At 47.3% G+C, this 11,990-nt stretch carries 12 protein-coding genes; 3 read left to right on the top strand and 9 right to left on the bottom strand.

The window, feature by feature from the left end; genetic code table 11:
- Positions 1-171: 171 nt before the first annotated feature.
- Together J7438_RS12115 and J7438_RS12110 are read right to left on the bottom strand one after the other, a co-directional pair.
- Positions 172-516 (bottom strand): hypothetical protein, encoded by a 345-nt coding sequence (locus J7438_RS12115; RefSeq protein WP_209203535.1) that lies wholly within the window; start codon positions 514-516, stop codon positions 172-174.
- 243 nt (positions 517-759) lie between these two features.
- Entirely contained in the window at positions 760-1,728 is a 969-nt protein-coding gene (locus J7438_RS12110; protein WP_209276731.1) for a hypothetical protein, read from the bottom strand.
- Positions 1,729-2,035: 307 nt separating this feature from the next.
- Here J7438_RS12110 and J7438_RS12105 point away from each other — a divergent pair, with 307 nt between their 5' ends.
- Positions 2,036-2,302, top strand: coding sequence for a hypothetical protein (locus J7438_RS12105; RefSeq protein ID WP_209203533.1), 267 nt, complete (start codon positions 2,036-2,038; stop codon positions 2,300-2,302).
- On the opposite strand, the gene J7438_RS12100 is transcribed toward J7438_RS12105, so the two are convergent.
- Positions 2,299-3,132: a Cof-type HAD-IIB family hydrolase gene (locus J7438_RS12100; protein ID WP_209276730.1), complete on the bottom strand. Its 834-nt coding sequence runs from the start codon at positions 3,130-3,132 to the stop codon at positions 2,299-2,301. The two genes, J7438_RS12105 and J7438_RS12100, sit on opposite strands and share 4 nt — an antisense overlap.
- A 317-nt stretch (positions 3,133-3,449) precedes the next feature.
- On the opposite strand from J7438_RS12100, the gene J7438_RS12095 reads away from it, so the two are divergent.
- Positions 3,450-4,514 carry an OmpA family protein gene (locus tag J7438_RS12095; RefSeq protein WP_209276729.1) on the top strand — a complete coding sequence of 355 codons (1,065 nt, stop codon included), beginning with the start codon at positions 3,450-3,452 and terminating at the stop codon, positions 4,512-4,514.
- Between the two features lie 74 nt (positions 4,515-4,588).
- Here the strand turns inward: J7438_RS12095 and J7438_RS12090 are convergent, their stop codons facing one another.
- Positions 4,589-6,331 carry a hypothetical protein gene (locus J7438_RS12090; RefSeq protein WP_209276728.1) on the bottom strand — a complete coding sequence of 581 codons (1,743 nt, stop codon included), beginning with the start codon at positions 6,329-6,331 and terminating at the stop codon, positions 4,589-4,591.
- Positions 6,332-6,453: 122 nt separating this feature from the next.
- On the opposite strand from J7438_RS12090, the gene J7438_RS27695 reads away from it, so the two are divergent.
- Positions 6,454-6,588: a hypothetical protein gene (locus tag J7438_RS27695; protein WP_286196554.1), complete on the top strand. Its 135-nt coding sequence runs from the start codon at positions 6,454-6,456 to the stop codon at positions 6,586-6,588.
- 292 nt (positions 6,589-6,880) lie between these two features.
- On the opposite strand, the gene J7438_RS12085 is transcribed toward J7438_RS27695, so the two are convergent.
- From J7438_RS12085 to atpD, 5 genes are all read right to left on the bottom strand, one after another.
- Positions 6,881-7,201, bottom strand: a complete 321-nt coding sequence (locus J7438_RS12085; RefSeq protein WP_209276727.1) for a hypothetical protein — start codon at positions 7,199-7,201, stop codon at positions 6,881-6,883.
- A gap of 119 nt (positions 7,202-7,320) precedes the next feature.
- Positions 7,321-8,553, bottom strand: coding sequence for a BaiN/RdsA family NAD(P)/FAD-dependent oxidoreductase (locus J7438_RS12080; RefSeq protein ID WP_209276726.1), 1,233 nt, complete (start codon positions 8,551-8,553; stop codon positions 7,321-7,323).
- 225 nt (positions 8,554-8,778) lie between these two features.
- On the bottom strand, positions 8,779-9,765 hold the full coding sequence (gene asd, locus J7438_RS12075) for an archaetidylserine decarboxylase (RefSeq protein WP_209276725.1): 987 nt from the start codon (positions 9,763-9,765) through the stop codon (positions 8,779-8,781).
- A 288-nt stretch (positions 9,766-10,053) separates the two neighbouring features.
- The gene (locus J7438_RS12070) at positions 10,054-10,479 is read right to left on the bottom strand and encodes a F0F1 ATP synthase subunit epsilon (protein ID WP_101747440.1); all 426 of its coding nucleotides are present in this window, start codon (positions 10,477-10,479) and stop codon (positions 10,054-10,056) included.
- A gap of 115 nt (positions 10,480-10,594) precedes the next feature.
- Complete coding sequence (atpD, locus tag J7438_RS12065) at positions 10,595-11,971, bottom strand: F0F1 ATP synthase subunit beta (RefSeq protein ID WP_209276724.1); 1,377 nt, start codon at positions 11,969-11,971, stop codon at positions 10,595-10,597.
- Positions 11,972-11,990 lie beyond the last annotated feature (19 nt).

The raw sequence follows: 11,990 nt of genomic DNA, 5'->3' as shown, positions 1-11,990 counted from the left end.
GTCCGAGAATAGTCTGCCCTACTGCGGTGGCAGAAAATTGGTCTAAAAAGTCGGAAATTTTTAGCAAATAGAACCACTATTCACTAAAAATTTCCGACTTTTTATCCTCAATTTTCTGCCATCCTCGCTACGGGCGCTATTCTCGGACAGCCTCCTAGTCGGTATCCGGCTTCAGAGCAGATCAGCAACATCAGCCCTTAGCAGCGGCTCCTTGCCAAGATCAAAACCGGCAACCGCAATATGCAGGGTAAACAGCTGCTTCAGAGTGGCAAAGTCCCTCGGCCCGGGCCACTTGTCTTCATCCTCAGTCCACACAGAGAACTCATTCTCCAGAATGGCGTGCGCTTCTTCACTGACACCATCCACCAGACTCTCTTCAGATTCATGCTCGTCAAACAGATAAGCACCACCTTCAAAGTCCCACGTCTGAGGCAGCTCGGCATCCAGGCTTGTTACCCAATCGATGAACGCTGTTTTTGGCTTCAGGGTTATGACACAACGGTTAATAAACTTCATTTTTTACCTGTCTAATCAATCGGTAAAGTAGTGAGATTAATAGATAATATAAGTCGGCAGATTAGCACTCTTTTGGGAAAACAGGACAGGAAAGTCGACAGTGCATTATAAAAGTGTTGGACCCGTTGTCAGCGACTAAAAACTCAGTTATTTCACGAAACCGTACCACCAGAGGATTATCTACCGCATCAGAGTGCTCAGCCCTGATGCAATAAAAAACCGGGACACCAGGAGCCTGCCAGTCTAAAGAGTTTTCAGGTATGGAGTGCTCCCATAAATTTCCACTAATTTTTCTTGCGAAGCTTTAATATCTTTATTCAGCTGCTTTAGCTCTTTGGATATTTCTTCATTCTGTGATATGAGCGATTGTTTTTTATCACGAAGCAATTGGTTATCAGTTTTAGATTTGGTTTGTTCATCTGACTTTCTTTTTCTGCAGTTTCGGGCGGCAATTTTATTTTTACCCCTTCTTCTAATATCTTTTGCCAACAGGCAAATCCAATGATCAGCTTCTCTTTCAATAATATTATTGAATTTTTTAATATCCATATCAGCAATATCCTGAATACTATAGTACTGATTGTTAGTTATTATCCCTGCTACCTGTGACCTCATAGCTTTAACACGTTCAGCTTTGGCTACAGTGTTTTTTGTGGACTTTAAAGGAGTACACAAAGGGTTTTGACTGACAGGTTTGCTGTCCACTGCATTAGGATTAATATCCATTTCTTCCGGTGGATCAGTGGGCATCTGCATTGTCTTTTTAACAGAAGATAAATCCACTGCATCTTTCGCAGAACCTGAACCATTTTCACTGTTATCCTGACCTGGGCAGGGATTATTATCATCTAGCGGCATTAGAGGTGTTCCCAGATAATAATCTGGATCAAGTAGATTCTGTGTGCTTTTATCGGCTGCGCGTAAAGCTTCATCAAATTCACCCGCCAAATCAGGTTTATATCCAGCAGCATTTGATAACGTTGGACTGCATGGTAATTCACTGTTATTTACTGGCAATGTCGTTGGCGTAGTCACAATTTGGATAGAATAATCAGCCAAATGCCTATTGTACTGATCGAATTGGTTACCCAAATAACCGATAAATCCTTTATCAACAGGTGCTGTGACAACGTCACTTACTCCAGAATGATTCAGGGCAGTTGGAACGTTTGATAGGTGTCCCATAAATGCATCTGATACAGGTCGCGGCATTGTTAACCTCCTTGTCATTTATTATCTTGTAGTTTGTTGATAATTAAAGCAATAAGCTGGTTCTGTATTGATCGCTTCATTAAGGCTTTCAAGGAGCCTGTGAAGTTCACAAAACACACCACTGCTGATAATTAGTACCTTTTTTGAGACATTAGTTCCGCAAAAAGTATAAGATGCCAGATGATCAAGCATAACTATGAAGCCCGTCCAAGGCAGAAAAATATAGTTATTCAAGAACTTTTTCTGACAATCGCAGTCTAAGCAACTACAGGTAACTCAGAGGTTGGTGATAAGGTGATAAAGGAACATGAATATAAAGACGCTCGGCTCCCTGCACCAACAACGTCCACCAAAAGAAGATAAAAAGCCACCACCTCCTGCGAAGCACAAAGTAATGGGTGAAATCAAAGCGGTTAAGAAAGAGAGTACATCCCCATATTTCACTTACAATGGCAACCAGATGGTTGAAGTGGATGATGATTCACTTTATGGGGACTTGAACCGATTATTCAGAAAACTCAGGATCAACAAGACAGAGGGCAATATCACGCTTAAAGAACCCGATAAGCGCTAAGTTGCCTGACTAACCAAATGACTGCTCAGAATATGGTCGATGGTTTCAAGAACGCCCTCTTCATTATTGGCCGGAGCTAAATAACGGGCAACCTGTCGGACCGTGTCATTGGCATTATTCATGGCAAAACTGAAACCTGCCTTTTGCAGCATTTCCAGATCATTGCCACTATCGCCAAAGGCAGCCACTTCATGGTCAGCAATGTTCCACTGTTCCTGCAACAGATGAATACCATGTGCCTTATGAACACCGGGAATGATCAGGTCAATCCACTCGTGGCCACTGGTGACTGACACCAGCACATCCCCCAGTGTCTCTTTTGCCCCTGCCAATACGTTATCGTGTCTGGCTGGAGACATTTTGATGGCAATTTTAAGAATTGTGTCGTCGATATCCTGATAGCCCTGTATCAGCTCAAGACGCTGGTAATGATTGCGGGCATTGGCTACTTCTTCAGGATCAGCCGTATGCAAAACATAGGCACTGTTGCGGCCGCAGATAATGGCAGTTACCTCTTGCAGGCTTTCCAGAAACGGGTAGACACGGACCAGAGTTTCCGTGGCAATATCCGCAACAAACAGCTCCCGCTGCCCGTCGTGTACATAACCGCCATTTTCTGCAACATAGACAATATCACCAGCATCAATATCCTCAAAATAGGAGCGCAACTTGTAATACTGGTTGCCACTGGCCACGACAAATCGAATACCCCTGGCTTTCAGGGTCTTGAACTGCTCCAGAAAACGTTCACGGTTATACGTTTTGTTATCATTCAGAAACGTGCCATCCATATCGACAGCGATCAATTTAATTCCGTTGTAGCCTGTCATTCTGTTGTTATCTCTGTGGGTAAAATTGGCATGATACTGCGCAAACTACAGCAGCCTGATCCGGCTTTAAATAGGGAAAATTACCGCTGATTTCCGGGTATTGCAGCATCAACACCGCAAACCTCGTGGAAACCGGTTTTGCCACCCAGACTTATCGAGCCATGGGCAGGGACTACCCATGACTTGAGTGGCCTTTATGGGTGCAAGTACAAACACATAATGACAAAGTATTTATTCCAGCGTAAAAATCACGTAATCTCCTCCCCCCTCTGGCGCATGCGCCCTTAAAGACACACACAACACACAGAGAAGACATTATGAAAGTGCAAGGTTTCGCACGCTCATTGATTGCCATTGCTATCGGCGCAACCCTCAGCAGTTCGGTAATTGCCAGTGAAATGGCATCACAGGCAGTGGATAAAGGGCTGACATTCACTGTCGGTGGTGCCTGGAACGATCTGGACAGCTATCGCGGCCTGGATAACGCATTGGCACCGGAAATCGGTATTGGCTATCGTCTGAACGACCGCTTCAGTGTTGAAGGCATCTACTCTCAGTACTCCACAGAGCAGAAGACAGGCCCGGATGCAGATCTTAAAGAATTCCGTCTGGACGCATTCTACGACCTGACCCCATGGGATGGTTCTCTGACCCCTTACCTGGTTGCCGGTATTTCTGAACTGGAAGCCGATTATGAGATGAATGGCAAACACGACGACACTCGTATGAATGCCGGTTTTGGTTTGCGCAAAGCCTTTACTCCCAACCTCGCCATCCGTGGTGATGTACGTGCCGTTCGTACTCTGGATTACGCCCAGACAGAAGCCATGGCTAATGTCGCTCTGACCTGGACTTTCGGAAGCGTCGCCAAGGCAGCAGAACCCGTTGCGATGGTTGAGCCGGTTCAGGAAGAAGTGGTTGCCAGGGTTGAACCTGCCCCGGTTCTTGATGCAGATAACGACGGCGTACTGGACAAGGACGACCTGTGCCCGAATACCGCCGCAGGCATTACAGTTGACCAGACGGGCTGTGAGCCAATGACAGCCATTGACCTGCTGGTAAATTTTGACTTCGACTCCGAAACCATTAATCCAGAAGGCATTGACCAGATCGCCAAAATGGGTGAATTCCTGCAGCGCTACCCGAACGTTCGCATCCGTATTGAAGGCCATACCGACGCACAGGGAAAAGCGACTTACAATGAACAGCTGTCTGTTCGTCGTGCCGACATCATCCGTCAACAGCTGATCGACACACACGGTGTCGACGCAGGACGTATTGATGCGGTGGGTATGGGTGAGAGCAATCCTGTTGCCAGCAACGATACCGCCGAAGGCCGCCAGCAAAACCGTCGTGTAACTGCTGAAGTGATTGGTTCTTAAGAGTATCTGAGAGGCTGTTCGGGAATGGGTGACCTGCCACGCAGGGCAGCCTGTCCCGGACAGCCTCACAGCAATCACTTGGGAGCGCTGGCGTTTTTGGCCTGCTTCGGCAGAAAAAGCGTAATATAAGCCTCCCTGATACGGCAGCCGCTCATAAACACCTGACAGAAATCAGTGATATCATCGATACTGGACGAACACTGGACAGATACCGATTTTCTTTTCATATTCACCAGGTACAGTTGGTCCTCATCACAGGCCAGCACCAGAATTTCATTAGGTAAAGCGAATGCCCAAGGTTCCAGCTGGATCTGAATATAGCCTGTTGTTGCCAGTGACCCATGAATCTTTTTCACGCAATCAGCCACTTGCCGTTGCAGACGAATATTTTCTGCCTGGGTCTCTTCCCTGCCGAACCCTTGCGAAAGCTTCAGCCTGGAACGGATGATTTCATCGTGCTCCGGGAAATAATCAAGGTCATTCAGACGGGCCATCAGGTCCTTGACCGTCAGTTGAGTGTTGCGAAATTTGCCGTCAATCAGTTTATCCAGCAGCACAACCTTGCTTGCATCCTCTTTTTGGATACGTTGCATGCCAAGGCTCTGGGCAGCGGCCAGAAGAATTTCCCGGTAATTTTTTGACTGTCCACCGACGCCCATATCCCTGGGGGGGAAACGCTGAATAAACTCCCTGATATTGATGTTATCCAGACCGTCGGCATCCGATTCTCCTTCATTGGTCGATCGGACAAACATAACCTGGTCAGCTTCACTGGTCAGAATAAGAAACCGAAGGTATTTCACTAGCTGGGTACCGCTGGCAAAAACCCCAAAAATCAGGCGACCATGGGGATGTTTCGCTATTGGCTCATCGGTAGTAGTTAGCCATATCAGACGATTGTCAGATGGGTGACGAAAAACTTGTGACACAGGTGAGAGCTGTTGTGGCAAACCCGTTATTTTATTCTGGAATGAACAGACGAAAGTAACAAAGAGCCGATGGGACGGTGCCAGCTGATCCAGGTGATGCTGCATAGCGGTAAAAAACGCATTGGTCTCATCAGGCTGGTCAATGTTCGTCTGCTTGCCACAAAGATGGCCTTTGCTATCGCATATTTCCTGCCATTCAGGCACCACACCGGCGTCCATCATCTGTGTCACAAAATGATACCCACTCTGCATTGCCAGAGCTTCCATCTCTTCCAGCATAAAGGGCTCGGCAAAGAGACGTGCAAAAGTACCGGTCATGCTGTACAGATCGAGGTTATTTGAGGGGAGAAAGGCTGGTTGGACAGAATAATCAGCCCGGAATGACACCGCTTCCGGAGTCTCCAATCGCGCTTTCTTGAACGTGTCCCGTTGGGAAACTCTTCCGGCATCAACATATTGCTGGGTGTGGGGCCCTGATAGCCCGGATGGACCCGGAATCGTCACCAGTGATCCTGTTTCTTCACTGGTGAGATCAATGACAGACTCGGTCGATGCACGCTTACCGGCAGCTACTTGAGTCGCTGATTGAAAAAGACTCCAGTCGTATTTCTTTACCTCTTCGGCAAACTGCATATCCTGGTAAAAATTGACATAAGTTGCCCGGCAGCCTGAGCACCCAAGCACATCCCTGGTCGCGAGAGAACAGCAATTGTGGTACATGTGTTCGCAACAACGGGATACCATAAAGGGAGGAGACTCAATAAATTGTCCGCATAGTTGACAAGATCGACGCCGGACAATGGCGTCGGGTGGTGGTTCCAGCTCCCTGGTTTGAGCGCTGGTACTTGGAACTGGCGTATTTACCGACTGGGCACGGCTGGCATCCACAGCTTCTCTCCTCTATTGGCTCCTATGACTTGTTTACAAACAGGTCCCTCTGATTCACCTTTCAGTTTTAATTATCAGCAAGATCTGTCAACTCATAGCAAGGAGGGCCATGTAGCCAGATTATGTCTGTATCCTGCGCAGACCGTTATGACCTGACCTGCCGTTCCAAGTCAAAAAAAACCTGGACACCCAGCCTACCTGATGCAGATGAGGTCAATGACATCATCCATGCATCACGACAGAAAAGAAAAAAATAAAAAATATGTGATCGCCAAACGCCCTCCAATTCCATCCCGGTGTCGGTTGGTGTAGAGCCAGCTATACCCGTCGCCTTTCAAACGGTTACAAAGTGCCCGGAAAGCACTTGTCATCTTCATATTGAATTGTTTGCATTGGAGAGGAACTTTTAGAAGAAAGAATAGTCTTGAACTTTAATTCAATAATTTAACAACTCAATGGATATTTTTAATAGCTCACCTTCATGCAATCTTGCTTTTACCGATATTTATTTCGGCTCATTAGATTTAATAGAGCAAAGATATCAATTTGCTACCAGGGAACAACCCTCAACCTATCAGGTAAGGTCTGTTCAGCCCCTGTACACTTCTTGCTCTTTTTACCATCTTCAGTAAGACATACACCAACAGAATCCTCACTCTTTTCATTCATTGCATGAATTTGATATTGAAACTCTAATACTTTCCTATGCAGTCGACGCAGTGCTTCCTGAAATACCACAATCAGTTCTTGATGAACATATTCCCTGGCCTTCTGATAATGACCCCGATAAATTCTCATCACCGCCAAAGGGATCGCTACCGGAATGATCCCGATATTGCAGAGCGTAAGCAAGCGCAGCAGGGAGTACAAAAGGAAGCTTCGCAAAAATTCAGCTGTTGGAACTGGTGGCGCAGTCCATGTTTAGAAGTTGGAATTGATAAACTCGATCTGCACTGAGTTAAACGCCGCATCCTGCAAGTCTATACAATTTATACATACAGCCCGGCACAGTATCCCGAAGCCCAGGCCCACTGGAAGTTGAACCCGCCAAGGTGGCCGGTGACATCCAGTACTTCACCCACAAAATAAAGCCCTGACTGGTTCTGGCTTTCGAAGGTTTTCGATGAAATATTGTTGGTAGCAACACCGCCCAGAGTGACTTCGGCTTTTTTATAACCTTCGGTGCCCGCAGGCATAAATATCCAGGATTCCAGGCTTTCGGCCAGGCGTTGCAGCTCAGTTGCAGAAAACTGGTTCATGGGTTTACGACCACTGTCTGTCAATTTTTGCAGTTCTCCATAAGTGCATAGAGCGGTTGTCAGACGTTTGGTTAATTTATCTGAGAGTATTGAACGTATTTCAGCCCTGGGTTTTGCTTCTCTGAGTTCATTCAACCAATCTTCTATGGCGATACCCGGTAGCCAGTTGATGGAGACTTTATTGCCGGGCCGCCAGTAGGAGGAGATCTGCAATATGGCAGGCCCACTCAGCCCTCGGTGAGTAAAGAGGACATTCTCCCGAAAGCTCTGGCCATTGCAGCTGGCGATAACATCGGCACTTACACCGGATAACTCAATAAAGTGGGCCAGCCACTGTTTGTCCATGGTAAATGGTACCAGGCCTGGCATCCTTTCAATTAAATGATGACCGAACTGCTCGGCCAGTTCATAGCCAAGACCGGAAGCGCCCATGGTGGGGAATGACAAGCCACCGGTTGCCACCACTAACGATGTGCAGCGGATTTCTCCCAATGTCGTATCCAGCGTAAAGCCTTCTGCATCATCCAATGGCTTAACGTGATGCAATGCTGTCTTCAGGCGAATGGTGACACCGGACTTTCTGCACTCCTCCACCAGCATCTCAACAATATCGCTGGATTGCTGGTTGCAGAACAGCTGCCCCAGGGTTTTCTCATGCCAGGGAATCTGGTGCTTATCCACCAGCGCCTGAAAGTCCCACTGGGTGTAGCGGGCCAGTGCCGATTTGCAGAAATGGGGATTTTTAGAAAGGTAGTTTGCCGGTTCAGCGTACATATTGGTGTAGTTGCAGCGGCCACCGCCGGAAATCAGAATTTTCTTGCCAATCTTATTGGCATGGTCAATGACCAGCACCTTTCGGCCGCGATCACCTGCCGTCAGTGCACACATCAACCCGGAAGCCCCCGCTCCAATAATAACGGCATCGTATTGCATGGATGGTAATAAGGGTTGATTTACTGGCATAGAAGTCTTGCATCTGATAATGGGAGGCGCGAACTATAGCGAATATAAGAAGAAGGTTCCAGAATCTGATTTTTCTGGCACAGAGTGCACATACGTCAAAACAAACAGCCATTTATGCATGGGATCAGGGCTTTTTTCCCGGAAGCAGCTTCGTTCTCATTCAGGTGTATCATAGCGAAACCTCCTGACCAATGACTGAGAACGATGTTTACCAGTTTTCTATGCTTATCTAAGAGAGCCTATTGCCTCTCCCATTTTAATTTTCTTACCTGTGATTAAACTCTCTTGCCAATCAACCTTATCTTTTCCAAAAAGACATATCACGGTTGAGCCAATACGAAACGCCCCCAGATCATCTCCAATACGAAATGGTAAATCATCAAAACTCTTTTCATGAATGTGCGCACGCTTCCCACCCTTTCGATGAGGCTCAATTACTCCATTTTCCCAAACGGTTTCAATACTGGATACATTAATTGCCCCTACCATAATCATTGCCATAGGGCCCTGGGCTGTATCAAAAATACAAACTAACCGCTCATTCTTGACAAACAAATTATCAATATTTTTTGCCGATTTGGGACTAACGGAATATAGCTTACCCGGAACATGGATTGTCTTTTTCAGTTTTCCGGATATGGGCATATGAAAACGGTGATAATCACCAGGTGATAAATAGATATTGGCAAAACTCCCCCCTTGGAAAGCATCAGAAAGCTCCTGATCTCCACCTAATAAATCTTTGATATTGTATGTATGCCCTTTGGCCTGGATAAGTTCTCCTGAATCTATTTTCCCGGCCTGGCTAATTGTTCCATCAACAGGTGAGGCAACTTCTGTCATTGAAGCAATGGGTCTGGCATCCGTTTCCAACTTTCTAGTAAAAAAGTCATTGAAAGATTCAAAATCTTCAGCCCGCTTTTTAGTAGCTTCTTGAAGATTAATTTTATGCATCCAGATAAATTTGCGGATTAACCAGTTTTTTATAACCTTTGTTTTGCATTCAGCTAATTTTCCAAACAGATTAGAGAAAGTTTTGTGAGGTAACTTCATCTGGAGCTTAATCGTCAGTTTTTCAAAAGAGTTTGCTGCCATTTTTCTTACTTTCAATCCTGCCCATTTTTTCTTTTGGACATCTTTCTTACGAGCATCTTCAGGACTAAAAGTAACTTGCGGGGATGTTTTTTTAGGTATGATAGCTGATGGATTCATAATTAATTCTTCCTTGATTTATTGAGTACTTCAACAAATTAATCAGGTTGATTTGAAGTAATTATCCACTATTAAATTATTATTCAAATGCTTGGTATAGGTTTGCCCATAAGAAATACCTTGATATATTAGGGTACGCTCACTAAATACTATTTACTATTAAACTTTCGTCTCCATAAAGTAGCTTTATTTGTTAACTCAATGATTAATAAGATAAAAATCAAGATATGATTTCATTGTAAAAAAACCCTGCAAAAGCAGGGTTCTTTGACAGCACAAGAACTGAACTTATTTGCCCAGTTTCTTGCGAACCGCCTGAAGGGTTCTGAGCTGGGCAGCCGCTTCAGCCAGTTGGGTTGCCGCCCTGGAGTAGTCAAATTCACCACTCTGGTGTTCCAAGGCTTTTTCTGCCTGACGCTTGGCTTCTTCGGCCGCCGCTTCATTCATGTCGTCAGCTCGCAGTGCCGTATCCGCAAGGATCTTGACCTGGTTTGGCTGGACTTCCAGGAAGCCACCGGAGACGTAGAAGACTTCTTCTTCACCACTTTGGGTAATGAGTCGGATTGGTCCGGGTCTCAGTTCGGTCAGCAGCGGAGTATGCCCGGGGGTAATACCCAGGTCTCCCATGGAGCCGGTAGCAATCAACATCTCTACCTGACCTTTGAAGATCTCCTGCTCGGCACTAACGATGTCACAATCTACGGTTGATGCCATTGGGTGCTATCTCCTTAGAGTTGCCCGCTGCCCGCTGCCCGCCGCCCGCAGCCCGTAAAAGCTTTTGTCTTGTCTTTTCGGGCAGCGGGCAGCGGGCAGCGGGCAGCGGTCTTATTTACATGGACTTGGCTTTTTCAACCGCTTCGTCAATGGAACCGACCATATAGAAAGCCTGTTCTGGCAGCGCATCAAACTCACCTTCCAGGATGCCCTTGAAGGCACGAATGGTGTCTTTCAATGGCACATATTTACCCGGAGAGCCGGTGAACACTTCCGCTACGAAGAAGGGCTGAGACAGGAATCGCTCAATCTTACGGGCGCGGGATACGGTCTGCTTGTCTTCTTCAGACAGTTCATCCATACCCAGAATGGCGATGATGTCTTTCAGCTCTTTGTAGCGCTGCAGTACCGTCTGCACACCACGGGCCACTTCGTAGTGCTCCTGGCCAATGACCAGAGGGTCCAGCTGGCGGGAAGTGGAGTCCAGAGGGTCAATCGCCGGGTAGATACCCTTGGAGGCGATATCACGGCTCAGTACCACAGTGGCATCCAGGTGGGAGAATGTCGTAGCAGGGGATGGGTCAGTCAAGTCATCCGCCGGTACGTATACCGCCTGGATAGAGGTGATGGAACCGGTCTTGGTGGAGGTAATCCGCTCCTGCAGTACCCCCATCTCTTCCGCCAGGGTTGGCTGGTAACCTACCGCAGAAGGCATACGGCCCAGCAGTGCCGATACTTCGGTGCCCGCCAGGGTGTAACGGTAGATGTTATCAATGAACAGCAGTACGTCACGGCCTTCATCACGGAATTTTTCCGCCATGGTCAGACCGGTCAGGGCGACACGCAGACGGTTTCCGGGTGGCTCGTTCATCTGGCCGTACACCAGCGATACTTTGTCGATAACGTTGGAGTCGGTCATTTCATGGTAGAAGTCGTTACCTTCCCGGGTACGCTCACCGACACCGGCAAATACCGAGTAACCGGAGTGCTCGATGGCGATGTTACGGATCAGCTCCATCATGTTGACGGTTTTACCCACACCGGCACCACCGAACAGACCCACCTTGCCACCCTTGGCAAATGGGCAAACCAGGTCGATGACCTTGATCCCGGTTTCCAGCAGCTCGTTGGTGGCGGCCTGGTCAGCGTAACTGGGTGCCTTACGGTGAATGGCCGCTCTCTCTTCTTCACCGATAGGGCCTTTTTCATCAATAGGATTACCCAGAACGTCCATGATACGTCCCAGGGTTTTGGTACCCACTGGCACCTGAATCGGTGCTCCCGTGTTGGCAACGTTCAAACCACGGGCAACCCCTTCGGTAGACCCCATGGCAATGGAACGAACGACACCGTCACCCAGCTGCTGCTGAACTTCCAGTACCAGATCCTTGCCATCAACATTCAGTGCGTCATACACTTTGGGCACGCTGTCCCGTGGGAATTCGACGTCGATGACGGCACCGATAATTTGTACGATACGACCGCTACTCATAGTCTTTCCTCACCCCTTA

It is taken from the genome of Thalassotalea sp. G20_0, from assembly GCF_017744175.1.
In the GTDB taxonomy this organism is placed as follows: domain Bacteria; phylum Pseudomonadota; class Gammaproteobacteria; order Pseudomonadales; family Endozoicomonadaceae; genus Endozoicomonas.
This window is presented reverse-complemented; position numbering and strand designations above follow the sequence as displayed.

What these genes read in the sequence shown, in the direction of transcription:
- J7438_RS12105 (WP_209203533.1), top strand. Translation starts at nt 2,036, where the DNA reads ATGAATATAAAGACGCTCGGCTCCCTGCACCAACAACGTCCACCAAAA.
- J7438_RS12100 (WP_209276730.1), bottom strand. Translation starts at nt 3,132, where the DNA reads ATGACAGGCTACAACGGAATTAAATTGATCGCTGTCGATATGGATGGC.
- J7438_RS12080 (WP_209276726.1), bottom strand. Translation starts at nt 8,553, where the DNA reads ATGCCAGTAAATCAACCCTTATTACCATCCATGCAATACGATGCCGTT.
- J7438_RS27695 (WP_286196554.1), top strand. Translation starts at nt 6,454, where the DNA reads ATGTCTGTATCCTGCGCAGACCGTTATGACCTGACCTGCCGTTCCAAG.
- atpD (WP_209276724.1), bottom strand. Translation starts at nt 11,971, where the DNA reads ATGAGTAGCGGTCGTATCGTACAAATTATCGGTGCCGTCATCGACGTC.
- J7438_RS12095 (WP_209276729.1), top strand. Translation starts at nt 3,450, where the DNA reads ATGAAAGTGCAAGGTTTCGCACGCTCATTGATTGCCATTGCTATCGGC.
- J7438_RS12110 (WP_209276731.1), bottom strand. Translation starts at nt 1,728, where the DNA reads ATGCCGCGACCTGTATCAGATGCATTTATGGGACACCTATCAAACGTT.
- J7438_RS12070 (WP_101747440.1), bottom strand. Translation starts at nt 10,479, where the DNA reads ATGGCATCAACCGTAGATTGTGACATCGTTAGTGCCGAGCAGGAGATC.
- J7438_RS12115 (WP_209203535.1), bottom strand. Translation starts at nt 516, where the DNA reads ATGAAGTTTATTAACCGTTGTGTCATAACCCTGAAGCCAAAAACAGCG.
- asd (WP_209276725.1), bottom strand. Translation starts at nt 9,765, where the DNA reads ATGAATCCATCAGCTATCATACCTAAAAAAACATCCCCGCAAGTTACT.